Origin of the sequence: Blastococcus colisei, from assembly GCF_006717095.1 — a bacterium.
GTDB lineage: Bacteria > Actinomycetota > Actinomycetes > Mycobacteriales > Geodermatophilaceae > Blastococcus_B > Blastococcus_B colisei.
Genome location: NZ_VFQE01000001.1, coordinates 3,764,682 through 3,787,777, shown reverse-complemented (window position 1 = coordinate 3,787,777; position 23,096 = coordinate 3,764,682). Strand labels below are relative to the sequence as shown.

Here is a 23,096-nt window from a genome sequence, read left to right as displayed (position 1 = left end):
GTATTCCGCTCGCGAGCACCGAAGCCGGGCTTACGCCGACTTTCTCGGCCCGGGCTGCCTCGCGGTTCAGTTATGCCACTTCGTTGCAGTGAACAGGACGACGCGGCTGGTCGTGTCTTCTGCGTGAACGCGTTCTCTCGCCTCGGGGGTCGCCAGTGGGATTCGCGGGCTGAGGGCACCGGCGGGCGGGACCTTCGGGGAACGGGCGGGAGGCGCCGGGGAGCGACGGGCATCGGTGCGGACGTCCTCCTGTGGCGCTTGGTGGCGGTCGCCTTCATGTCCCATCGTTGGTGTCCTGACTGCTGGCGTGGCAAGGACTGCGTTGTCGCGCGCGGGTCGACGCTGGGGAGCGTCAGGCGGACTGCGATGTAGGTCGACTGGGGACTGGAACGCGAGTTGCAGGGTTGGGTCCTCGCTCCTGGGCAAACGGCTATGGTCCTTGACCGCCTTTTCGACGTCCCGCTGCGGGAAGTCCATACTCAGATCGCCCGGGGAGCGCTGGCTGTCGCCGTTCGATGTCTCGTCCTGGCGGCCGCGACGTTGCCGTCGCACTATGCCGAGGCCAACTGCCGCCAACGCGGCTACGCCCATGACGAGCCCGAATGGAGTGGTCATGAATTGGGGCTGACTGCCCGCCGCTGCCGGCGACGCGCCACCGGTGTCCGCGTCGGTCTCCGGGGTGAGTGACAGGTCCGCGAGCGGCCCGAATCCGATGTGGACCCTGGGAATGTCCGGAGCGACGTCGCGGACCTTCTGGATGATGACGTCCCACGGAGACGGTTGGTGTACGAATGCGTTCCCGTCCGTTGTCTCCGCCACGGTTCCGGCGGTGAGCGCTGACGCATCAGCCAGGCGCCTGCTGACTTGATCCGCGATTCCTAGCACGATGAGGGGGACTAGCACAGCTGCCACCACAACAATCTTGCGTGCACGCCGAAGTCTCGGGAGCCAGATCGGCTTGCGCGACTGCCAAGCATCGCGGACACGCCGCCCGACATGACGGGCGGTGCCCACGAAGCGGGCCGTCAGGCGTCTTCGGAGCTTCACTCCCGGTACTTCGGCCATTCGGGGTGACACCTTGAGCCCTTCCCGCACGGGAGACGCTGATTCTTGAGAGGCCGTTATGAGGCCGCAGCAGTCTCGACGGACGTGCTGCTGCGGGCCCGCCAGTCGGCGAGCCAGCCTTCGAGGGCGGCGGGGGGCAGCGGGGCGCTGATGACGTACCCCTGCACCTGGTCGCAGCCCAGGGCGGCGAGTCGGTCGAGCAGCGCCTGGGATTCGACGCCTTCGGCGATCACGCTGAAGCCCAGCCGGTGGGCCAGGTCGGTCACTGCCGAGGTGACCGCCTCGTCCTCGTCGTGGTCGAGCATGTGGTGGATCAGGCTGCGGTCGATCTTCAGGGCGGTGATGGGCAGGATGCGGAGGAACGCGAGGCTGGTGTAGCCGGCGCCGAAGTCGTCGATGGCGACCGCGACGCCCCGGGATTGCAGCTGTGTCAGCACGAAGGCGGCGCGTTCGGGGTTGGTCATCACGGCCGTCTCGGTGATCTCCAGCTGCAGCAGCGACGCTGGCAGCTCCGCTGCCACCAGGGCGGCCAGGACGCGGGCGGGCAGGTCGTCCTGCAGGAGGCTGCGGGGGCTGATGTTGACCGCCACCTGCAGCGGCATGCCGGCCCGGCGCCAGCTGGCGGCCTGCCCGATGGCTTCCCTGAGCACCCAGCGGGTCAGCGGCTGCATCAGCCCGCTGCGCTCCAGAACCGGCAGGAACTCCCCGGGCGCCAGCAGCCCCCGGGTGGGGTGTTGCCAGCGCACCAGCGCCTCCACGCTGGTGACCTGCATGTCCCGGAGGGAAACCTTGGGCTGGTAGTGCAGGACGAACTCGTCGTTGTCCAGCGCCCGGCGCAGGTCGGTGACCATGGCCAGTTGCCCGACGGTGTGCTGGTCGGTCGTCGGGTCATAGACCGCGGTGCCGCGACGGCTGCGCTGGGCCTGGTACATGGCCACGTCGGCGCGCTGCAGCAGCTCGGGCAGAGTCCTGCCGTGCTCGGGGGCCAGCGCCACCCCGATGCTGGCGTCGACGGACAGGTCGACACCTTCCACGGTGAACGGGGCCTCCCGCAGCCGGCGGAGCAGCTGCTCAGCCCGGTCCTGCGCCGCGGCGGTGTCGGGCAGGTGGGTCAGCAGAACACCGAACTCGTCGCCGCCGAGGCGGACCACCAGATCCTCCGGCCGCACCGCGGCCTGCAGGGTCGCCGCGACCTGCTGCAGCAGGAGGTCGCCGGCGGTGTGACCGAGGGTGTCGTTGACCGACTTGAACTCGCTGAGGTCCAGAAGGAGAAACGCCAGCGGACGCTTGAAACTCGCCTTGGCCAGCGGACCGTGGGCGTCCTCGTACAGGGCGCGGCGGTTCAGCAGCCCGGTCAGCGGGTCGTGGCGGGCGTGCCGCTCGCGCCGCAGCAGGCGGTGCCGCAACCACACCAGCCCCACGATCACCAGCCCGAAGATCACAACGACCGCCATTTGCTGGCGCAGCAGCCGGTCCTCCGCGGCCGCGGTGAGGTCGCCGTGCGGGATCACCACCTGGACCAGTGACCCGCCCGAGCCGGCGTCTTCCTCCGCGGTCGGCGAGGGAAGAAAGACCCGCAGCTGGTCCTGCCCGTCCGCGGCCCGCCCGGACGCCGTCCACGACTTACCCTGCCGGGCGCGGTGAAGATCGCCGTCGGAAGGCTGGAGGGCGTCGGAGGCCGGGGAACCGTCGAACAAGGGTGTGCCGTCCAGACGCCAGACGCTCAGGCCCAGCAACTGTCCGTCACCGCGCAGCTGATCGACGTCATCACGCAGCTCAGCAAGGTCCTCGGCGAATAGCTGACCTCCGGCGAGGTCACTCGCGTCCAGACGCGGGCGGACGACGGTGGCGGCGATGACCTCGGCGGTCTTCTCGCCTTGGGCGGCGGCGCGCTCCTGGCCCCGGCTTTGGAGTCCCAGTATCAGCCACACCATGGCGGCCAGAACTAGGCTGATGACAACCAGCAGGAGCAGCCGCGACATAAAGACTCGGCGCACGCGAAACCCCCTCCGACCAATGATCACTCCAGCCATATCGGCGCATTAGCGCCGGCCTTGAGCTACTCGAGGTGGCGTGCACCCATTCGGGTGTCGTCGTTGATGCCCCGTTGATGCCTAACTGCACGCGGTCCAGCTTGAATATCCCATGCGAAACCGCAGGTCCTCCGGACAGAGGGCAACGTGTTTTGTCCGGTCGGCCTGTCGAGATCGGGCCGCATGGCCTATTGCTAGCTGCAGCCGGAGTGACGTTTGGCGGTTCGGCCAACATACCGAGCAAGACCAAGTTCATTCACCCGTCACCCACCCGGGTAGGCGCCCCTCGATAAGAGGAAGATTTGGCCTGTGCACGCTTCAGGTGGCGATTGCCGTCACCGATTCCAGGGACATGACCACCACATGTGACGGGACCGTGCAGGTCGATAGCCCCGCCAGATGCCGAACGCAGATATGCCGGTGCAATGACTCCCCGCGCGCTTCGGGTCGGGTCATGAACAGCAATCCGTCCTGGTCAAGCAGCGAAGGCACCTGCTCGGCCGGAGCTATCGGCTCCCAGCGGTGGCGCCGGGTCAGGGTGAGGTGGATGCGAAGGGCACCGCCGGCGTCCGGCGCAGCATCTGCATCGCATGCGCCGCTGCCGGGCAGGGCAGGGCACCAACAGTCTGGGGCGATGGAAACGCGACGCCTTCGGCGGTTGGTCAATCCTGCGTCCACGGCCTTCTCGGCTTGGTGGTGCAACTCGACGACGAGAGCGGTGCCGTGGCCATCCTGACCACGGACTGGCCGAACTAACGGCACCCAACCCGCTCCGGCTACATCCGGCCGAACGGAGTAGAGGGAAATCCCGCAGAGGATGCGTTACCGGGACGCATCCTGGCCGCCGCGTGACCGAGGCCGCGGCGGCGCCGGTGTCGGCGGGGGCGGGGAGGCGTAGTCGATGCGCGCCCACACGTGCTTGCGGTCGCCGTGTACCGCCCAGCCGTGCGCGGCGCTGAGCCGGGCGACCAGGTAGAGGCCGAGGCCGCCGTCGGCAGCGTCTCGGCCGACGGCTGGCGTGGGCGGGCGGTCGGCCGCGGCGTCGCTGACGTCGATCAGCCAGCCGGAGGCGGTGGTGGTGACCACCACCCGCACCGGCGCCTGACCGTGCCGGAGCCCGTTGGAGGTCAGCTCCTCGAAGACCAGCAGCAGCTTCTCGATGTCATCGTCATCGGCGTCGCAGGGGCGGGCACCGTCGGCGAGACCGGCGCGCATCTGCAACCGAAGCTCGGTCACGTCGGCCACCGTCCAGGGCCGCCCGTCCCAGATAGCCGCGGAGTCCGAGGCGCCCGGCTGCGGCGCAATCCGCTCGCCCCACATCGGCTCGCTCATGCGCCTCTTCCTCGGGTCGAGTGTCAGCCCCGACCGAGGATCCTGACCACTACTGGGCGGCGACCTTCCGCGCACCCATGAACGACCCGCGACCGTACTGCTACAGCCATCGCCCCAGAAAGTACCTGATCGAGACGACCACGGCAGGACCGTTCCGGCGTCGAGGTCATGCTGTCGATCGCCGGCGCTGAACCGCTGTCGGTCGCCTGTCCCGGGATGGGGGAGGGCTCATGGAGACCAGCCCCGGGATCGCAGCGGCTCGTGTAGAGCCTGCACGTGTTGCGCATCACATAACGTGCCGCGTTTGGATGCTCACAATGGGGTTACGTCGGGCGGTCCGCGCTCGCGAGCAAGCGTGGGGACTGCACTGTGACGTACGGGGGCCGGGACCGCGGCGAGCCGACGCCGGATGGCCCGTCGTCGGTCCGAGCGGCACTGGGGTTGGACACCGTGGGCGGCGACGGCCAGCGGACCCTGCTGGATCTGGCCGTCACCGCCGCCGGTATCGGCACCTTCGACTGGGACCTGGTCACCGGCTCCCTGAGCTGGGACGAGCGCCTGCTGGAGCTGTTCGGTTACGACACGATCTCCTTCGACGAGACCATCGGCGGTTTCAACGCCCGCCTGCATCCGGAAGACCTTCTGCGGGTCACCCAGCTGCTCCAGCAGGCGATCGCTGACTGTGCGGACTACGAGGCCGAGTACCGCATCGTGCTGCCCAACCAGAGGCTGCGGTGGATCCAGGCCCGCGGGCGGGTGCTGTGCGACGAAGCCGGCGCCGCGGTCCGGCTGCTGGGCGCGGCCTGGGACATCACGGTCGGCCGCAACGCGCAGCACAGCGCGGACGCCGCCGCACGCCGCGCGGAACTGCTCGCCCGGGTGGCCGGCGAACTGACCGAACAGCTGGACACCGACCGGGCGGTGGGCCGGTTGGCCCGGCTCGTGGTCCCCGCCCTGGCCGACTGGTGCATCGTCACCGTCGTCGACGAGCACGCCCCAGCCGGCTCGCTGCGGGGGCTGCGGGACGTCGCCAGCTGGCACGACGACCCGGCGATGCGCCCCGTCGTCGCGCGCTACACCGCCACCCGCCTGGCCGCCGCCAAGCCCGGCGCGTACGTCCACCGGGCGCTGACCGCCCCCGGGCCGGTGCTCATTCCCCCCGACGCCGCGCAATCGGTTCTGGCGCTGACCCAGCCCGGCGAGGCCGCCGACCTCCTCGCGCAGCTGGCCCCCCGACACGGGGTCCTCGTGCCGCTGCGCGCGCGGGGACGCACCGTGGGCGTGCTGTCGCTCTACACCGGGGCGCAGCGGGCCCCGTTCAGCGCCGAGGACCTGGCCAACGCACGCGATATTGCCGCCCGCGCGGGGCTCGCGCTGGACAACGGCCGGCTCTTCCGCCAGCAGCGCGAGCTCGCCGAGACCCTGCAGCGCTCCCTGCTGACCCCACCGCCGGAACCCGATCACCTGCAGGTCGTCGTGCGCTACACCCCAGCAGCGGAAGCCGCGCAGGTCGGCGGGGACTGGTACGACGCCTTTCTGCAGCCCGGCGGGGCCACCATGCTGGTCATCGGGGACGTCGCCGGCCACGACATGCGCGCCGCCGCCATGGGACAGGTCCGCACCATCGTGCGGGCGCTGGGGGCGGCCACCAACCGCCGCCCCGCCGCCCCGCCGCCCTGCTCCGCCAGGCCGATCGGGTCATGCAGACCCTCCAGGTCGACACCCTCGCCACCGCCGTGGTCGCCCGCCTGGAACAGACCCCCGCCGAACTGCGCCGCGGGATCACCCGGCTGCGCTGGTCCAACGCCGGGCACCCCCCGCCGATGGTGCTCCACCCCGACGGGCGGGTCGACCTCCTCACCGGCGACCACCACGACCGGCTGCTCGGCGTCGACCCCGACACCCCGCGCCGGGAGGCCGAGATCAGCCTCAGCCGGGATGCGGTAGTGCTGCTCTACACCGACGGCCTCGTGGAACGCCGCGACCAGCCACTCGACGACGGCGTACAGCGCCTGCAGCGCACCCTCGCCGAGCTCGCCGGCCGCAACCTCGATCAACTCCTCGACGACCTGCTGGCGCGCCTGCTGCCCGACCGACCCGACGACGACGTCGCCCTCGTCGCCGTCCGCCTACACCGCCAAGACCGACCCCGCCCCGCAGAAGCCGGCCCGAATCTCATCCCACCCACCGTGTGCGCCCCACCGACAATCACCCAATAACCGCCGCCGAAAAGGCGAAACGGTGAGCGCCCCAGCTGGCGACCGTGACGCCGGCCGATAGTTGGAGCTGGCACCGGGGCGTGGCGGGCTGTCCTCGCCAGCTGCGCCAATGGGGGGCACGCGTTGGCAACCAGGGCCGCCCTCCGTCGCGCCAGTAAGCGCGGGATCAGAACAGAAATGGTCCCCCGGAGCTGCTGATACCGCGGGGACGGCCGCGTCGGTCGGGCGGTCTTGCGCACAACTCAGTACCGGGCGGGCAGATCAGTCGTAGACAATGGACCACGGGTCTTCGGAGCGGGCCACAGCAATGGGAGACGGAGGCCCGATGAAGGACCACGGCGGCGAGGATGCCGAGGCGCACTGGCCGGGACTGGCCAGCGACGCGGCCGACACCCGCCGGACCCATCCTGAGCTGGCCGTCGCCGCTGCGGGTGTCGGCACGTTCGACTGGGACCTGTTCACCGGCACACTGATCTGGGACGAGCGCCTCATCGAGCTGTTCGGCTACGACCCGTCAGCCGTCGACCAGACGATCGAGGCCTTCCGCGCCCGTCTCCACCCCGACGACGCTTCCGGCGTCAGCGCGCAGCTGCAGCAGACGATCGACGCCTGGGGGTCCTACCAGGACGAGTTCCGGGTGATGCTGCCCGAAGGGGGCCAGCGGTGACTGACCGCGCGGGGCCGGGTGCTGTCCGACGAGCGCGGCACCCCCGTCCGCGTGGCCCGGGTCACCACCGGAAGCCACGGAGTCCAGTGGCAGTCGGAGCTCTCTGGCTGGCGTGAGTGACTGCGCAGCCGGGTCAGCGAGCGGCCGGGTGGCACCCAGCACGCCGATGAGGCCGTGCGGCGACTGTCCCGGTTGGTCGTGCCCGTGGTAGCGGACCGGTGCATCGTCACCCTGCTCGACGACGACCAGGCGGCCGGCTCCCGGCGCGTCTTGCGCACCGTCGCGGCCTGGCACGTGGATCCGGCCCCGCGCTCAACCGCGGCTTCCTACGCTCGGGTGCAGCTGAGCGCCATCAACGATGACGCGTTGACCATCCGCGCGCTGCGCACCGGGCAGACCCAGGTACTTCAGGCCAACGCCACCGCGGAGACCCTGGCGCTGCTGGACTCCGCCTTTCTGCGCGGCCTCATCACCGAGCTGGTGCCGGAGTCGCTCGCCGTCCTTCCCCTGCCGGCGCAGAACGGTCCGGTCGGGAGGCTTACCGTGGCGAACGGCGCCGCGCGGCCCGCTCACGTCCGAGCAGCTGGCCACAGCCGGCCACGTCGCCGCCCGCGCCGGCCTCGTGCTGGCCAACGCCCGCCCGTACCGCTAACAGCGCGGTCTCGCCGAGGGGTTCCAGCGGTCGTTGCTGACTGGGCCGCCGGAGTGCGATGGTGTGCGGATCGCCGCGCGGTACGTGCCGGCCGGCCAGGCCGCCGCAGTAGCGGCGACTGGTACGACGCGTTCCGTCAGCCCAGCGGCGCGCTGGCGCTGGTCATCGGCGACGTCGTCGGGCACGACACCCAGGCCGCGGCCGCGACGGGACAGATCCGCAGCAACGTGCGCACCATCGGCGCCGAGAGCAACGACGGGCCCGCGGACCTGATGCGGCGAGCCGACCGGCTGCTGGAGACCCTGCAGGCCGGCATCCTGGCCACCGCAGTGGTCGCCCGGCTCGAGGAGGCCGGGGGTGACTGGGCCCGGGCAGTCATGCGGCTGCGCTGGACGAGCGCGGGTCATCCACCCCCGGCGATGATCACCGCCGACGGCCGAGTGCAGCTGCTCACCGCCGAGCAACCTGCTGCTCGGCGTCGACCCCGGCACCGCCCGGCGGGAGTCACTGGTGCCCCTCGACCGAGACGCGGTGGTATTGCTCTACACCGACGGGCTTGTCGAGCGCCGCGACCAGTACCTCGACCACGGCCTCCACCGCCTCCAGCGCACCCTGGCCGACCTCGCCGGCCGCGACCTCGACGGGCCTGGTTGCGCGTCTCCACATCGCCTTGAGCGCCGCGTGCACGGTGGTGGCCGTCTCGCGAGCGAACAGCGGGCGGGCGAACGGTGCCGCCTGCGCTCGGTCGGGCTGGGTGAGGGGGTCGCGGACGTGCACTACGCCGGTGATCTCCTAACCGTCGGCAGCGCCGAGCATGAGCGCGCGTCCTAACGGTTCAGCCGCCGACAGGATCCAACTGCAAGCAGCCTGGGTGCACGTGCTCAACGCGACCGCCATCGAATCGGACCGCGATCAATCGGTCGGCCGTCCGGGCAACGACCACCCCGGGCGTGCCACGCGCCACCCCGTGCCACACCGGTCCGACTCGTTCCGTGGTGAGCACCCGATCACCGATGTCGAACTCGGGAGGCTCATCGAACGTGATTACTGGCGGCATGGCCTACTTCAGCATGCAGGCGCAACGCGTCGATAGGACGACGGCAGGTGCGTGGGAGGCCCTCACGCCGGCAGCCAAATCGAGATTCGCGACTGCTACCGATCCAGCACACTCCGTGAGACGCTCGGGCGCGAGCAACGGCGGACGGACGAGGAGCGAGGGCGGCCTGTGGGGCGAGGACCGGCCGATGGCCAACCCGCCCGTGTGCGGGGCCCGGGTGACCTGCCGCCGATCTCAGCGCGCCTGGGACAAGCCGCTCACGGGCATCGGCCGCAGCCCGGCCGGACCGGTACTCCGACCGGCCCTCTCGTCGCCCGGCCCCACCTTTTTGCTGGACAGCCCCCGCGTGCGGACACCAGTTCGCCAGGCAGGTCGGGTGCGGCGCTTCGTCCACGAGTACGGATGGCGCGTCTATGCCGTCCCCCTGCTGATCGTCGCCACGATCGCCGCCCTCGTGGACGTGGCGGTGGACGACGCGGCGGTGAGCTCGCCCACGGGCGGCAGCGCGACGGAGGCCCTGCCGCCCGCAACGCTGCCTCTCCTGGAGGAGACCACGGAACCCACGGCGCTCGCCGAGGGCGACGCCGGTCCGAGTCTGACGCCACAGGTCGTCGGTGAGGAGACCTATGTCGAGCAGGGGGCGGGCAGCCTCTCCGTCATCGACGGCACGTCGCCGGTTTACGGGACCGGCCCGGTGCAGCGTTTCGTCGTGGAGACGGAGGACGGCATCGGCGTGGATGGTGCGGGCTTCGCCCAGGCGGTGGAGGAGACGCTCGCCGACCCCAGGTCCTGGGGCAACGGGGGCCGGATGTCCTTCCAGCGCGTCGGGGCGGCCGAGGCGACGTCTGGGCAGTACGACTTCCGGGTGAGCCTGGTCAGCCCGGGGAGCATGGAGACCTACTGCCCCGGCGTGGGGACCGGCGGCTACACCTCCTGCCGGTACGGCGAGCGGGCCGTCATCAACCTGGCCCGCTGGGTCACCGCCGTCCCCGACTACGAGGGCGACGTCGCCACCTACCGCCACTACGTCGTGAACCACGAAGTCGGTCACGCACTCGGGAACAGCGCGCACCCGCCGTGTCCCGGACCCGGTCAACTCGCGCCGGTGATGCAGCAGCAGACGCTGGGCCTGAACGGCTGCGCGAAGAATGCGTGGCCCTACCCTTGACCCAGCATGGCTCTTCCTGCGCGTCGGTATCCGGTACGTCGGTGTCCTCAGGCCACGGGCCGGCCGGCCAGCAGGCCGGGAACCGCGCAGACACCCAGGGTCCGCAGCACCGACCACTTCATCCGGAACAGCAGCAACGCGGCCACGACGGCGATCAGTGCTACTGGTCGCAGCGTGGCCAGGGTCCGGCACTTCGAGGTTCAGGACCGACCAGTCCAGGCTCACGTGTCAGAGAACAGTGCGTGGATGGCGAAGTCGGCAACCCGAGCCGCTCCGACCGTGACCACGCACGCGGGGAGACCACGCCTGTACGGAGAGCCTGCAACGACGAGTGCGCGCGGCACCAGTAGTCAGGTGTCGACGTGCCGCAGCGGATCGTCCACCGGGACGCGTGCTGGGAGGACGATTGGCTGTGGTCAACGAGCCTGCTGTCCGTGCGGACCGTACTGACCGCGGTCAGGATGGCGAGACGCAGGGCCCCGCGGACCTGCTGGCCGGCGTCGAGCAGTGCGCTGGCGACACCGGCCTCCTCCGGCGGCACGCCCGCCACGCATCAAGATGGGCAAGCGCCGGCTGAGCCCTCCGAAGGGAGAACCACCTCCAACTCCGTCACCGGCGCGTCGTGGACGTCCAGCACGGTGGCCATGGGAAGCTCTTGCAGTTCTCTGAGGAACACTCGGCCGGCCTTGACACCCGGCCGCCAAGAGCCCCCCGTTCGCTACCTCGTGGTGGTGCGCGGGGGGCTCTTCGGCGTCTCAGGACGACCGCAGATGTCTTGGTGACGCGAATCCACCACGTGCCGCAGACACTCGAGAGACACGGCCGCGACGTGCGGCTTCCTGGCGACTTCGGCGTTGTGTAGTGCCGGGTCGAGTCCGACGAAGTGGATTGAGGCCACCTCTGAGCTGCTGGTCGGCCAGTCCGGTCGTCATCGATCGCCCAGGTGCCCATCGGAGGGGAAGCGGTGCTTGGCGTGAGAGGTGCGCGCCCGAGAGTGGTCTCGCAAAACCCAGGGGTGATGCGGGGTCGTCGCACCGCCCGGTGCAGTAACACGGCCGCCACCCAACGGCCGCAGTGCTCCCGTTCGACGTCAGGCTCTTCACTGCCGCGGGCACGCCCGGCAGGTGCGTCGTACCCCCAGCTGACCACCCCCCGACGAAGAGGCCGACGGCTTCGGCGAGGGCCTCCCGCGGGGCACCCAAGACAACCCGCTTGCGCCACCAGAACCGCGCGATCGGCGATGGTGACCCGTCTAGGTACGGCGGCGGGGACAACCATTCGTGCGCAGCAAGGCGCGCACCTAAGTCTGGTTCGGCCAAGCATCAGTCTTCTGTTGTATCGGCCCGAAGGCAGCGGGTTTGCCGCAGCGGCTGGCCGCCCTCCCTATCGAGGAGCTGGCGCTGCCGCAGGTTACGAGCCGTCACCGTCCGGTTGCAGGGAGCTGGACTCCGGGAGAGCGTAGATCTCCAGGAAGGCCGAAAGGAGGGGTGCGCTGATGAGCTGGTGGGCGTGGCTGCTGCTCTGGGCGGGCGCGGCGCTCACCGTCGCTCTCGTCGTCGGCCAAGCGATCGGGGCAGCCGATCGCCACAGTCCGCCCCTTCCATCGACCCCGAGACGGCAGGGGTTCACTCTGCTGATTGGCGGCGAGCGCCGCCTCCTCTCCTTGAGGTCGGCGAACAGGAACGCGCCACCGAGCAGGGCGCCGTAGGTGCACCGGCACCTCTTGGCGTCTCGGTTCTCTCATCCGCGCGTGCCTGGCGGAGCGGGGACTGTCCCCGCTGGCCGGCAGCCGCGCCCCTGAGCGGTTCGGCGCCCTGGGACGGACGATGGACACCGACGCCCAGGACCTGACCGCCCAACGCGAGGGACTGCTCACACTCGGAGTGGATCCGGGGCGGCTCTCGTCGACCACGGCCTGACCGGCACCAACCGAGAGCGCCCCGGGCTGCGGGAGGCGCTGGCCGCCTGCCGGGAGGGCGACACCCTGGTGGTGACCAAGCTCGACCGGCTGGCTCGCTCGCTGCCCGACGCCCGGGCGATCGCCGAGGAGCTCACCCGGCGGCAGGTGCGGCTGAGCCTCGGCGGCGCGGTGTACGACCCGCATGACCCGGTCGGGCGACTGCTGTTCAACGTGCTGGCCATGGTCGCCGAGTTCGAATCCGACCTGTTCCGCGTCCGTACGAAGGAAGGCATGCGGGTGGCCAAGGCCAAGGGGAGACTCCGCGGGAAGCAGCCCAAGCTCAACCCCCGCCAGGAAGCACACCTGGTAGACCTCTATCGGCGGAGCGAGCACAGCACCGCCGAGCTGGCCGATCTGTTCGGCGTCGCCCGCTCCACCGTCTACCGGGCATTGCAACGCGACCAGACGAACGGTCACCGAGCAGCGTCGAACAGCGCGAGCATTCGCGGGTGAGCTTCGCCGCCGGCGACCGCAGGGTTGTCCCGCAGGCCAGACCCCGCGGGACAACCCGCCACGACTGCATGGCCGATCGCGAGGTGCCGCAGGAGGTTCCCTTGCGGGATACCGGGCGCCGGGCGCCGTTGCCGCCTCGCGGACGTGAACGGGTGGAGGCTTCTCGCATCGGATCGCCGAGAGCTGACAGATCGGTCGAGAAGCGCGCCCCGGCACAGTGGGGGCAGCGGAGCCGTCTCACCTGGTGCCGCTGACTGTCAGAGTGGCGTTGGTCGGGATGCAGACGGAGGAGCATGGGCTGATGAGCTACTACCTCGGTCCTCATCGGACACGGTGGACACCGGACACCTGGCGGCACGTCGTGGACGCTGCGGTCGCCGGCACCCTCGATGAGACGCAGTGGGTCGAGTTGAAGGCGGCACTGCCTGCGCATTCCAAGCCCGCCAACCTGGAACTGGCCCGAGACTTGGCGTCACTGGCCGTAGACGGCGGCTTGTTGATCATTGGCATCGAAGACGACAAAGGCAGGGCCGGCGCTGTCAGCGGCGTCGAGCTGGCGGATCTGGCCGACAGGGTCGACCAAGTCGCTCGCGACCGGGTGCACCCACCTCTTGTGGTCCGTCCTGTTCCCATCGTGGACCCGACTCGCCCGGGTCGCGGCTGTTTGCTCGTCACTGTTGACGCCAGCCCCGAGGCGCCGCACATGGTCGACGAGCGCTACTGGGGCCGCGGTGCCACTGGTAAGCGCCCGCTGATCGACGCGGATGTGCGTCGTCTCCTGGCCCTCAACGCTCAGCAGCGAGAAGACTTCATGCAAGTCGTCAGGCAATATGTCGATGCTGGTCCGTTGGCCATTCCCGGGAGCCTGCATGTGCTGCTGACTCCCCGCGCCGGCCAGCACGGCGCGCTGCGAGACTTTCTCGAGGAGCCGTTCCAACTTCAGCAGCTCGTCAACGAGGTCTGCGCTACGGATAGGACCGGCTGGAACCTGGAGGCTCTTTCACAGAGCCGACTGACGCTGCGTGGTCTGGATATCAGCAATGTCCCGCTGGGCGACGCGGTCGCGTCCTCCGACTTCAGCCAACTGCATGGAAAGGCGGTCTCGCTACGTGACGACGGCCGAGTGGCCCTCACCGTCACGACGTTGGTCTTCACAGAAACGGAGACCGGCTCGACGAAACGCTGGTTGTCGACCAAGGCAGTGGTGGCACTTCCCCGCCAGACGCTGCGGCTGGCCGCGCGCCTGGCCGACTACGCAGGCTATGGCGGTCAGTGGGACGCCGCGGTGGTCGTGACCGGGCTTCAAGGCGTGAAGGCCCACGGAGACGGCCACCGGTTCTGGGCCATGGGGACCGCCTACCCAGAAAACGAGTACCTGTGGTCAACGACGACCACGACCGGCGAGCTGGTCGACCGGCCGGACGACGTGTTGACCAGATTGCTGACCCCGCTGCTTCGTGTGCTGGGGGATCAACGGCAGCTCGATGTCCAACTCGGCGCCACCTGAGCACTCCCGTATGTGGCGAGCTTGCTGCGAGATCCGGTTGCGGACGCCAATGGATCGTCTGCCGGGACCAGCATTGAGCCTGCTCCAACTCATGCTACCGGGCTGCAGCGGTCCGATCGCGAGGCCTCGTCTACGCCGCTGCCACTTCTTTGACGGCTAGAACACTGTCCCCCAGAGCGCAACGCCTCCCGCGATCAGGCCCGCCGCCAACAGCGAAGCGACGATCCCGACCAGGATCTGGCCAAGTATGCCGATGACTCCGGCTGCGGTGCGTTGCGCCGAGCGATCGGGCCCCACAGCCTCGCGGAGGTTGGACGGCCAGCGGAGGAACGCCGCGAGTAGGCCAGTCAGTCCGCTTTCACGTTCGGCTGCCTCTACCGACGCCTGCCGCGACCGGGAAATCGCGGCCTCGACGGTGGAGACGACCGTTGTCGGTTCGAGCTGCTGCGGGTCCTGGATGCTCATCTGCCAGTTCGCGACCGGGTCAACGTTGTTCATGATGTACGCCGCATTGCGCAGAGTGAAGGTTCCGCCATATCGGGGATAGGCGGATGCCGCGGCGCCGGCTGCCTGGGACACCTCCGAGTAGAGCCGCGTCCACTCGCTTTGGCTCACCCCAGGCGCCGCCTTAAGTACCGTCAGGGTGAGGCCCGTAGGGACCGCGTAAGCGTGGTTGATCAGCTCCACGTAGGCGTTGCGGAACTCCATCATCAGGTTGGAGTCCTGCAAGTACCGCTGACTCGGCTTCATGGGGCCAGTCTGCCGAAGCTAACCCACAGGCGAGCGGCTCGCCGGGACTGGTTCGATCGCTCCGCTTCGGCCTAGAGACGCCGCGCCTGCCTTACATCGTCCATGCGCCCGTATGCCCAACCCGCTGAGGCGACGACCGCCGGGCCGAGGCAATTGGCCGTCAGTCTCGCAAGGCAACCCGGCTGCTGCCCAGGTGTCGGCTGGCCGCACCCGTCGAGGACTCACCGGAACCTGCGGGCACCGAAAAGCATCGTGCTGTCGTCGCGTGCTGACATGCTGTCTCGCGGTCGACCAACGACGGAGGGTGAGCAATGGGCTTCTTCGACAGATTTCGCAAGCACAAGTCGGTACCTGTGCCTGTGACGCCCCGGCTGTCGTCATTGCCGCCCGTGCCGCCTCCTCGGCGCTCACCCGCAACGGCGCCCGCGGCGTCCGGGCCGCTGCCGGGGTTCGCGGTCATCGACGTGGAGACCACCGGCCTGTCGGCGAACAGCCACCGCATCCTGGAAATGGCCATCGTGCGCACCGACTCCGGCGGGCGGGTGCTGGACGAGTGGGTGTGCCGGTTCGACCCCGAAGGTCCGGTCGGCGCCACGCATATCCACGGCATCCGCGACGCCGACGTGATGGGTGCGCCGCGGTTCGCCCACGTGCTGCCCGAGATCAGCACCCGGCTCGCCGGAGCGGCGATCGCCGGGCACAACGTCACCTTCGACCTGGCCTTCCTGCGCACGGAGTACGCCCGCGCCGGCTGGGCGCTGCCGCACCTGCCCGCTGCCTGCACTCTCGAGCACAGCTGGGACCACCTGCCACACCTCAACCGCCGCCGCCTGGCCGACTGCTGCGATGCCGTCGGAATCTCGCTGCACCGCGCGCACTCCGCCCTTCACGACGCCCGCGCCACCGCGCGGCTACTCGCCAACTACCTCGACCCGACCTTCGGCCGGCCGCCGCGCCGCGAGCTGCTCGACCTCCCGCACCAAGGTTGGGCCGTGGCCTGGCCGACCGCGCCTGGCGGCGTGCGCCCGCCCGCCGCCGGTCTACCCATCCAGGCACAGCGCAAGATCGCGACGTGGGCCGCCGCGCCGCCCGCGCCGTCGCTGGTCACGCTGCTTGAGGACTTCCGCCTCGCCGACGCTCTCGACGAAGGTGCACCTGAGGGCTCGCTGGCCTACCTCGAGTTGCTGGCCGAGGTGCTCGAGGACGGTGTCCTCACCGACGACGAGCGGGCGGCACTGGTCGACGTGGCCTCCATCTACGACCTCGACGGCGACGCCGTCCACGCCGCCCACCGCGGCTTCCTGCTCGCGCTCGCACACCTCGCGCTCGACGACGGCAAGGTGAGCCGGGCAGAGAAGGCGGAACTGACCGCCACCGCGGAGATGATCGACGTGTCGGCGAAGCTGGTTACGGTCACCCTCGACGCCGCCGAGGCCGCGCGCCGCGAGCGGCTATCCGCAGGGCTGCGCCCGCTGCCTGCTGACTGGGCGCTCGGTGACCCGTTGCGGGTCGGCGACAAGGTCGCCTTCACCGGTTGCGAGTGGACGGTGCGGGAGCGACTGGAACTGCGCGCCGAGAAGCTCGGCGTGCGGGTGATGAACAACGTTTCGTCCCGCACGGCGCTCCTGGTCACCGACGGCAGCTTCTGCGGCGGAAAGGCCGACGAGGCCGCCGGTCATGGCACGCGCTGTATTCACCCCGACGAGTTCGCAGTCCTGCTCAAGCACCTGCAGCCGGCGGTCAAGAAGGCGCGGGCCCCGTTCCCGCGGCCGCGTACCGCGGGGAACACGACGGTCAGATCACCCGCTCCTCGACCTGCTGCAGCGGGCATCGCGCTGGAGACGCATGCGGCCATCTCCCCGGCGGCTGTGCGGGCCTGGGCCCGCGCGAACGGCCACGAGGTCGGTCAACGGGGCCGCCTGCCAGCGGAGCTGGTGGAGGCCTACCACCGCGCGCACGAGGCGACCGGCCAGGCCTGACCGGTCGCACCGGCCGTCAGCTGTGGACGACGCGCACCACCCGGTTATCACGATGATCACGATGGATCGCGAGACGTCCTCGGTCGTGTTCACACGCTCGGACGGCAAGGAGGCCCGGTTCCCGCTCGGGGATTCACCCTTCGCTGAAACCAGCGCTCTGTCCCGCCTGCACGTCACGCCGTCCTTTGACGGCCTCCTGGCGACCACGCGCTCAGGTGACGACATCGTGTTCGAACTTCCGAAGTCAAGCAGCGGCGAACAGCTCGCCGGACGCCTTGTGGTGTACCTAGACCAGAACCAGTGGAGCGCCGTCGCCAGCGCCCGGCACGATCCGGCCAAGGTCGCCGACGAAGAGCGTGATGCCGCACGACAACTCGCCGAGTGGGTGCAGCAGCGGAAGATCGTCTTGCCGGCGTCCTCTGGCCACTACTACGAGACCACCAAACGGTTCGACGAGAAGAAGCGGTACGCGCTCGGCCTCACGGTTCTCCAACTCAGCCGGGGCTGGCAGATGCGTGACCCCGTCCAAGTGCGGCGCGACGAGCTCCACGACGCGTTCTGCAGTTTCGCAGGGACAGCCGGATCTCGGAACGCGGCCGTCTTCACCCTCATGCCTGACGTCCTGCACGGCCACTGGCGCGGTGGAACGCCCTACGTGCCCCCGGCTGACCTCCCCCCGGACGCGGCGTTCCAACACCAGGCGCTGACGTCCGCCACAGCCCTGATCGACGTCATGCTGGACGCCGAACGGATCGAGCCGGGCCCAGATACCGGCTGGGCGATGGCGAACCAGCAATTCAGCGACTGGCTGGACGGCGTGGATCGCACCTCCCAGCAGAAGCGCAAGTCCATCGATGCCCTACTTCTATCGGACCTCCGGACAGAATTGGCGGAGGAGGCTCACGCGGCAGGCGGGACCCTGAGGCAATTCCAGGACTGGTTACCGGACCAGTTGTTCGAGGACATTCCGAAACTCCCCACGACGGGCGTATTCCGCGAGATGTTGCACGAACGGCACCTCAATAAGGGAACGGTTTGGAGGCACAACGACCTGACGGACATGGTCTACCTGTCCTGTGCAGCCGGGTACGCGGACTTCGTCGTGTGCGAGCGTCACATGGGCAACGTGCTGACCCAGGGTCTCAAGCGCCTGAGACGGCCAGCGCTGGTGTTTCGGCGGCTCCGTGACGCCGTGCCAGCGATCGAAGAGCGCCTTGCCGGCGCCGAGCGCTCATAGCGACGTCCCGCATGGCGAAGAGAAGCCGACCCAGGCTGATCAGCCGCTCCGCGTGTCGAGGATGCGCAGCAGCAGGTCGGCCAAGAGGACGACTTCGGACGCCAACGTCGGGTCCTCGTAGTCGACCTGGCGATGGCTCACGGGGTTCTTGAAGACGCCGATCGCCCCGGCGAACAGCGCTGACAGCGCCTCCTGCTCGCCCTTGTCCGCTGTGGCGTCGGTTAGCGGGCCGCCCTCCGGCTTGAAGGCCTGCCGCATCAGCCCTACACCGATGTCGCGCGCTTGGGCTCCGGCCAACTCCCGTACGCGAATCTCGACTTCTCTCATGGCGGCGAGGGCTGCGAGCTCATACTCGCCAAGCAGGAACTGTGTGCGAACCCTGGTGGCGATTCGGGGATGGAGGTCTACGTCAAGCCGGGCCTCGGCCCGGATGAGCGTGAGCCCATCGTCCGCGTCCAAGACGCCGAGCCCCCTGCGGGTGATGAACAGCCATTCGCCCTTGCCGGGGATGCCGGACAACAGCCCGTGAATGATGAGCCAGTCATAAGCCTCGGCGAGTGCCTGGGTGATCCGGTGAGAATCCTGCGCCGGGAAGCCATTGCGCTGGTAGGCCTGTGCGGCGGAGTTTAGGAAGTTGTGCCAGTGCTGCTCGCCGCCGCGTTTGAAGCCGGCCAGTAGGTGCAGCGCGACGCGGTCGACTGGCCAGTTGAGTGCCTTCTCGGCGTCCAGCGGCACCCCCCAGGTCATGGTCACGGAGCGAGGGTAGGCGCCAAAGCTGCCGGGATCAGCGACCCGCGAGCGGTATACCGCCCGGTCTCCCTTAGATTGTTATGGGGGCGCGCTTCCCGGCTGATCGACCTGCAACCCGTCCCATGAGGGAAACGTCGCGCGGGACGCGCGGAAGGGGATGATTATCTAGACAGCCTGTTCAATCCGGGTACAGGACCGCGATCACCTCGTGGGCCGTAGCGAGTACCGGCGCGGCCATGCCGACCGTCCAGGCATCCTGCTGTCGGGCGTGGGCGAGGTCGTTGCGCACATGCCGGGCCGCGTGAAGCCGCGTCGCCCATTGGTCGGTGATGAGCCCGTCCCGTTGGGCGCGTCCGATCAGCTTGACGAGCTGCTGCTCGCTGTCGAGCCGCACGCGCAGTGCCGCCTCGACCGCCAGGAGGGACCACATGCCGGCGACGACCATCGACTCGTAGTGAAACCAGGCCAACGGGATGAGGGCACGGGCGGTGCTTAGCAAGTCGGCGACACCCGGGGGCGTGGCGGCCGTCGTCGGCCACTTGTCGGTCAGCCGAACGAGGTCTGCGTGGGCCATGGGGCGAGGTCGTCCAGCCGCGTCGAGTCCACCGATGAACAGTGCCCATCGCGGGTCCGGCGGCACCTGCTCACTCGTCATGCAGATTGCTCCACAGCTCGGCGTCGAGGGGACGATCTCGCCGGCCAGCAGGTAGGTGATGTCCGATGGGAAACCGGCCCCCGGCGATCAATGCCTCCCTATGCCCGGGGCTGCGTCGGTGCACTCCCTGTGACTCGAGGTGCCGCATAGCGATCGTCAGACGAGCTCGCGGGGTCACTGCTGCCCGTTCTCGGTGGCGAGGGCGGCGTCGGTGTGGGCCTGATCTCGGCGCCCCGCTCAATCTGTCGGCCGGCGGCCGGGTTGGTCCCGCCGCCGGCCTACAGCGTTGATCAGCCCTTGGGCGGGGAGGTGTCGTTGCCGTAGCTGTTCTTCTGGCCGATCGTGCCGTCAAGGTTCTTGATGACATGCTCGACGCCGTCGCGCTTGGCAGCTTCGCGCCCCTGGGCCTGCTGTTCGGCCTTGGTGCCGCCGACGGCGAAGGCGCGATCGCTGCCTTGGCGCCGGCTCTTCCACTGACCGTCTTCGTTGTAGGTTTCGACGCTCGGCTTGGCCATCGTTGCTCCTTGATGTCAGGAACCCGCGCATCGGGTCTCTTGGCAAGACTGCACCCGGCTGCCGACAATTCATGTTCTCGATGCGAGATCGCTCATCGAGGGGACGTGCTCCCTGCGGTGAGCGACGCCTGATCGTCCGGACGTTAGGTTGACGGCAGCGTCGCGTGTCGGTGGCAGACCGTGTCAGCCGGGGAGGGGCCGGATCGAAGGAGGACGACGATGCCCTCGTCGCACCCTTCGTCCTCGCGTGACTGAGCGCGAGACGACCAGGCTGATCGCCTGGAGCCGAGAGTTGCGTCAGGTGCACGAACGTCTGCGAGCAGCCCTGGCACTCACCCGCAACGCCCTAACAGACGGTGCGCCGGGGCAGGCAGCCACCCGTGACCTGATGCTGTACTGCCGCGGGTTCTGCTCCGCTCTCGACGGACACCACCGCGGCGAGGACCGCACCTTGTTCCCGGCCATCGCGGCTGCCCATCCCGACCTTGTTTCCGTGTTGCGCTCCCCGAAGCAGGATCACTCGATGATCGCCCACCTGCTTCGGAGCCTGCGGGTGGCCACCGAGCGAGCTGCGCCGCTGGCGGAGCTGGACCGACACATCGAGGGGATCGCCGCGGTGATGGAGAACCTCTTCCGCTACGAGGAGCGCCAGCTGCTCACAGTGCTCGAGACCCTCGACTTGGACGCCGAGACGGGCGAGTCGCTGGGACCGCTGTGACGACGGCATCGACGCATGCGCCAGCGCTAAGTCGCCAGCTCAAGCACGACGGCGTCGACCTCGACGTTCACCTTCACGCCCGGTGGGCCCCTGGGGCGGGCGCCGGGCTCCCGCGCAGTGGAGGCCAGGCATGCCGACACTGGCTGACCTACCGCGGCGCCTCGATGAGTACTGGAGCCGGCCCGCGTTTCGCACGTCCGCAGCAGGATCTCTCACCGGAACGCAGCTGCCCCGCGGCAGTTCCGGGCGCTTCCAAGAGGGCTAGGGGACCGATTGGCCAGCCGTCCAGGTTTGATAGAACTGGAAGGTTCGGTAGACTTCTGCCGTGCAAGAGGACGAGACCGAGTTCATGCGTGTGGCCGCGGCCGCCCAGTACGTGGGCGTGTCCGCCCAGACGCTGCGGCGCTGGGACCGCGATGGGCGGCTCCCGGCGGTAAAGCGGCCGGGCAGCAGTCACCGCTACTTCCGGCGGGCGGACCTGGAAGAGTTCCGACTGGAGTACCGCCGTGCGCAGGACGCGGCCGGAAAGGTGTCGATCTTCGCGACCGCTAACGCGGACATCGAGGCAAACGACCTCCTGCGCGAGCCGCAGCGGCAGGCGCACAAGGCGGTACGGGAACACTTCGCGTCCTCCAACGAGCCCGGCATCCTGCAGATCCCGGTGGGCTGCGGGAAGACCGGCATCATGTCGACCCTGCCGTTCGGCATCGCTGAGGGTCGGGTGCTCGTGATCACGCCGAATCTGACGATCCGCAAAGGCGTGCAGGCGGCACTGGACGTCACGAGCCGGGAGTGCTTCTGGACGAAAATGCGCGTCCTGTCGGACTTTACGGCGGGCCCGTGGACTGCGGTGCTGGACGGGCCGGCGGCGAATGTGCACGACGCCATCGAGAGCGACTTCGTCGTGACGAACGTGCAGCAGCTCGCAAGTAGTGCCGACCGGTGGCTGCCGAAATTCCCGCCCGACTTCTTCGACATGATCCTGGTAGACGAGGGCCACCACGCCCCGGCGGAGAGCTGGCAGAAGGTCTTCCGGCGGTTCCCGGAAGCGAAGGTGGTCAGCCTGACCGCGACGCCGTTCCGGGCCGACGAGAAGCAGATGCACGGCAAACTGCTGTACAAGTTCTCGTTCACCAAGGCGATGGTGAACGGCTACATCAAGCAGATCCACTCCCGGAACGTCGCGCCGGCCGAGCTGTACTTCACCTACAGCGACGACACCTCCGTCAAACACACCCTGGAGGAGGTTCTCGAGCTACGCGAGGAGGCATGGTTCCGGCGCGGTGTCGCCCTGAGCCCGGAGTGCAACCGGCACATCGTCGAAGCCAGCATCCAGCAGTGCAATGCGATGCGCGCCGCCACCGGAGTGAAGCACCAAGTGATCGCGGCGGCGTGCTCAGTCGACCACGCCCGGCAGGTTGCCGCGCTATATGTGGAGTGCGGGTACCGGGCGGCGGAAATCCACTCTGACATGGACGAAGACGAGCAGGAGGCGGTCCTCGAGCGGCTGCGGACCGGTGCGCTGGACTGCATCGTGCAGGTCCAGATGCTTGGCGAGGGGTTCGACCACCCGAGGTTGAGCGTCGGGGCGATCTTCCGGCCGTTCCGTTCGCTGGCGCCGTACATCCAGTTCGTCGGCCGGGTCATGCGGGTGATTCAGGAGAGCAAGCCCGAGCACCCCGACAACCAGGGGCACGTGGTGTCGCACGTCGGTCTGAACAACGATGAGCGATGGTCGGAGTTCCGTGAACTCGACCTGGACGACCAGGAGCTCATCCACGGGTGGGTCGCCGGGAACGAGGACGATGCCGAGCCGGCAGAGTCGACCGGCGAGCCGCAGTCCCGGCGGTTCGACCAGGGCATGCTGGTGAACAGCGAGATCCTGAGCAACTTCATCGACCAGGCCTACCTGGACCCGACCGATGACCGGGTGCTTGAGGAAATGCTGGCCAAGGAGGTCGCTCCGGGGCTGAAGATCGGTGACTTCACCACGCTGGAACAGCTGCGGACAGCGCTGCTGGCGAAGCAGGCCGAGCGGCCGTCCGACGTCCCGACCGCTATCCCAGTGTCTCCACAGCGTCGCCGTCAGTCGGCCCGCAAGCGGCTGAACCAACGGGTCGGGTCGGTCGCAAACCGGGTCCTGGATGGCTTGAATCTCCCCCGGCAGGGGCGGCAGCTCGCGAAGATCGTAAAGGGCCCGATGGGCCCGAACACACAGATCGTGACGCGGCTGCTGAACAAGGCGGTGTCCGACGAGGTCGGGGTGGACCGGGAGCAGGCGTCCGCCGATGACCTCGAACGCGCGTACACCAAGCTCGACGCCATCGCCGACGAGGTCCGTGACGACATCGCAGCCAAGCTGTAGCCCCGGAGAAGGAG

Annotated in this window: 15 protein-coding genes and 2 pseudogenes; 11 read left to right on the top strand and 6 right to left on the bottom strand. The window is 69.1% G+C overall.

Annotated features, from left to right (window positions below):
• Positions 1-1,121 precede the first annotated feature (1,121 nt).
• Together FHU33_RS17975 and FHU33_RS25100 are read right to left on the bottom strand one after the other, a co-directional pair.
• Positions 1,122-3,062, bottom strand: coding sequence for a putative bifunctional diguanylate cyclase/phosphodiesterase (locus FHU33_RS17975; protein ID WP_170182509.1), 1,941 nt, complete (start codon positions 3,060-3,062; stop codon positions 1,122-1,124).
• An 858-nt stretch (positions 3,063-3,920) separates the two neighbouring features.
• Positions 3,921-4,430 carry an ATP-binding protein gene (locus tag FHU33_RS25100; RefSeq protein ID WP_246063807.1) on the bottom strand — a complete coding sequence of 170 codons (510 nt, stop codon included), beginning with the start codon at positions 4,428-4,430 and terminating at the stop codon, positions 3,921-3,923.
• Positions 4,431-4,799: 369 nt separating this feature from the next.
• Here FHU33_RS25100 and FHU33_RS17965 point away from each other — a divergent pair.
• The 7 genes and pseudogenes from FHU33_RS17965 to FHU33_RS17935 all read left to right on the top strand — a co-directional run.
• Positions 4,800-5,750: pseudogene (locus FHU33_RS17965) on the top strand (PAS domain-containing protein); the annotation flags it as partial.
• Between the two features lie 380 nt (positions 5,751-6,130).
• The gene (locus FHU33_RS26270; RefSeq protein WP_281281658.1) at positions 6,131-6,649 is read left to right on the top strand and encodes a PP2C family protein-serine/threonine phosphatase; all 519 of its coding nucleotides are present in this window, start codon (positions 6,131-6,133) and stop codon (positions 6,647-6,649) included.
• Positions 6,650-6,974: 325 nt separating this feature from the next.
• Positions 6,975-7,316 carry a PAS domain-containing protein gene (locus FHU33_RS17960; RefSeq protein WP_170182508.1) on the top strand — a complete coding sequence of 114 codons (342 nt, stop codon included), beginning with the start codon at positions 6,975-6,977 and terminating at the stop codon, positions 7,314-7,316.
• A 174-nt stretch (positions 7,317-7,490) separates the two neighbouring features.
• Positions 7,491-8,799, top strand: a pseudogene (locus FHU33_RS26500) (SpoIIE family protein phosphatase).
• A 602-nt stretch (positions 8,800-9,401) separates the two neighbouring features.
• The gene (locus FHU33_RS17945; RefSeq protein WP_246063805.1) at positions 9,402-10,193 is read left to right on the top strand and encodes a DUF3152 domain-containing protein; all 792 of its coding nucleotides are present in this window, start codon (positions 9,402-9,404) and stop codon (positions 10,191-10,193) included.
• A gap of 1,915 nt (positions 10,194-12,108) precedes the next feature.
• On the top strand, positions 12,109-12,606 hold the full coding sequence (locus FHU33_RS17940) for a recombinase family protein (protein ID WP_342778687.1): 498 nt from the start codon (positions 12,109-12,111) through the stop codon (positions 12,604-12,606).
• 301 nt (positions 12,607-12,907) lie between these two features.
• On the top strand, positions 12,908-14,113 hold the full coding sequence (locus FHU33_RS17935) for an AlbA family DNA-binding domain-containing protein (protein ID WP_170182506.1): 1,206 nt from the start codon (positions 12,908-12,910) through the stop codon (positions 14,111-14,113).
• Between the two features lie 156 nt (positions 14,114-14,269).
• On the opposite strand, the gene FHU33_RS17930 is transcribed toward FHU33_RS17935, so the two are convergent.
• Positions 14,270-14,863, bottom strand: coding sequence for a hypothetical protein (locus FHU33_RS17930; protein WP_142026562.1), 594 nt, complete (start codon positions 14,861-14,863; stop codon positions 14,270-14,272).
• A gap of 464 nt (positions 14,864-15,327) precedes the next feature.
• Between FHU33_RS17930 and FHU33_RS26265 the strand changes: the two genes are divergently transcribed.
• Positions 15,328-16,842, top strand: a complete 1,515-nt coding sequence (locus FHU33_RS26265; protein ID WP_170182505.1) for an exonuclease domain-containing protein — start codon at positions 15,328-15,330, stop codon at positions 16,840-16,842.
• A gap of 61 nt (positions 16,843-16,903) precedes the next feature.
• A complete protein-coding gene (locus FHU33_RS17920) occupies positions 16,904-18,079 on the top strand; it encodes a hypothetical protein (RefSeq protein ID WP_211355176.1) in 1,176 nt (391 codons plus the stop codon).
• A gap of 39 nt (positions 18,080-18,118) precedes the next feature.
• Here FHU33_RS17920 and FHU33_RS17915 read toward each other — a convergent pair whose 3' ends face one another.
• From FHU33_RS17915 to FHU33_RS17905, 3 genes are all read right to left on the bottom strand, one after another.
• Complete coding sequence (locus tag FHU33_RS17915; protein ID WP_246063955.1) at positions 18,119-18,826, bottom strand: TIGR02391 family protein; 708 nt, start codon at positions 18,824-18,826, stop codon at positions 18,119-18,121.
• Positions 18,827-19,007: 181 nt separating this feature from the next.
• Positions 19,008-19,403 (bottom strand): hypothetical protein, encoded by a 396-nt coding sequence (locus FHU33_RS17910; protein WP_142026556.1) that lies wholly within the window; start codon positions 19,401-19,403, stop codon positions 19,008-19,010.
• Positions 19,404-19,774: 371 nt separating this feature from the next.
• Complete coding sequence (locus FHU33_RS17905; protein WP_142026554.1) at positions 19,775-19,999, bottom strand: DUF2188 domain-containing protein; 225 nt, start codon at positions 19,997-19,999, stop codon at positions 19,775-19,777.
• Positions 20,000-20,246: 247 nt separating this feature from the next.
• On the opposite strand from FHU33_RS17905, the gene FHU33_RS17900 reads away from it, so the two are divergent.
• Entirely contained in the window at positions 20,247-20,717 is a 471-nt protein-coding gene (locus tag FHU33_RS17900) for a hemerythrin domain-containing protein (protein WP_142026553.1), read from the top strand.
• 325 nt (positions 20,718-21,042) lie between these two features.
• Positions 21,043-23,082: a DEAD/DEAH box helicase family protein gene (locus FHU33_RS17895; RefSeq protein ID WP_142026551.1), complete on the top strand. Its 2,040-nt coding sequence runs from the start codon at positions 21,043-21,045 to the stop codon at positions 23,080-23,082.
• Positions 23,083-23,096 lie beyond the last annotated feature (14 nt).

Coding starts and splice junctions, on each gene's coding strand:
- FHU33_RS17905 (WP_142026554.1), bottom strand. CDS start 19,999: ATGGCCAAGCCGAGCGTCGAAACCTACAACGAAGACGGTCAGTGGAAG.
- FHU33_RS17920 (WP_211355176.1), top strand. CDS start 16,904: ATGGATCGCGAGACGTCCTCGGTCGTGTTCACACGCTCGGACGGCAAG.
- FHU33_RS25100 (WP_246063807.1), bottom strand. CDS start 4,430: ATGAGCGAGCCGATGTGGGGCGAGCGGATTGCGCCGCAGCCGGGCGCC.
- FHU33_RS26270 (WP_281281658.1), top strand. CDS start 6,131: ATGCAGACCCTCCAGGTCGACACCCTCGCCACCGCCGTGGTCGCCCGC.
- FHU33_RS17930 (WP_142026562.1), bottom strand. CDS start 14,863: ATGAAGCCGAGTCAGCGGTACTTGCAGGACTCCAACCTGATGATGGAG.
- FHU33_RS17935 (WP_170182506.1), top strand. CDS start 12,908: ATGAGCTACTACCTCGGTCCTCATCGGACACGGTGGACACCGGACACC.
- FHU33_RS17910 (WP_142026556.1), bottom strand. CDS start 19,403: ATGGCCCACGCAGACCTCGTTCGGCTGACCGACAAGTGGCCGACGACG.
- FHU33_RS17960 (WP_170182508.1), top strand. CDS start 6,975: ATGAAGGACCACGGCGGCGAGGATGCCGAGGCGCACTGGCCGGGACTG.
- FHU33_RS17915 (WP_246063955.1), bottom strand. CDS start 18,826: ATGACCTGGGGGGTGCCGCTGGACGCCGAGAAGGCACTCAACTGGCCA.